This is a genomic window from Vibrio sp. 10N.222.48.A3 (assembly GCF_041475345.1).
In the GTDB taxonomy this organism is placed as follows: Bacteria; Pseudomonadota; Gammaproteobacteria; order Enterobacterales; family Vibrionaceae; genus Vibrio; species Vibrio tasmaniensis_A.
This window is the reverse complement of record NZ_JBFRVX010001272.1, coordinates 1-620: the sequence shown is the minus strand read 5'-3', so window position 1 is coordinate 620 and position 620 is coordinate 1. Positions and strand designations below refer to the sequence as shown.

Sequence of the window (620 nt, the reverse complement as noted above, 5' to 3'; positions counted from 1 at the left end):
GTTGGCATTGATTTTAAGGTGCATTGATGCGATGCATTTAGATGATCGAAGAGCTCCAACATTTACTTCAGCTCTTAGAACTATTAATGAAGAATCTGCGATTCACTGGAAGTTTCAAAGTAAATTAGCCCAACCCACGTTAGTAAGTCGAAAGATTCAATATACTTCAAAGTCTCCGTTTACTATTGAAGAAGCAAGTGCATGGAATTTGTGTTTCGACACAATTCAAATGGTGGATTTAGAGCTTAGAAATGCTTCTGATATACAAGAACGTTTATCAATTCAGCGTTTTGAAGCTCAAGGGGTTGTTGGTTCAGGTTCTCCAGGTGCACTAGCGCAACACATACAAGTTAAGGACTGGACACCGATTCCACTAAACCTTCAAGTATCTGATGTTCCATCGCTGGCTTTGACGCTGGGTGGTACTGACTTATACGATTTCCCGTTAACCCCTATTCGAGAAATGATTCAAAATTCTGCAGATGCTATTGAAGCAAGGGCTGTCTTAGATGAGGACTTCGACGTTGGTGATGGGAAAATTGTGATAAAACTAATGGAGGTGGAAGGCAAGGGGCATGTTCTAGAAATTACTGATAATGGAGTTGGTATGTCTGAAAGGA

The 620-nt window shown here is 40.5% G+C and carries 1 protein-coding gene; it reads left to right on the top strand.

Features of this window, described 5'->3' with window-relative positions; genetic code table 11:
* Positions 1-31: 31 nt before the first annotated feature.
* On the top strand, positions 32-620 hold a 589-nt coding region (locus tag AB4653_RS25615), incomplete at its 3' end, for a hypothetical protein (protein WP_372105630.1).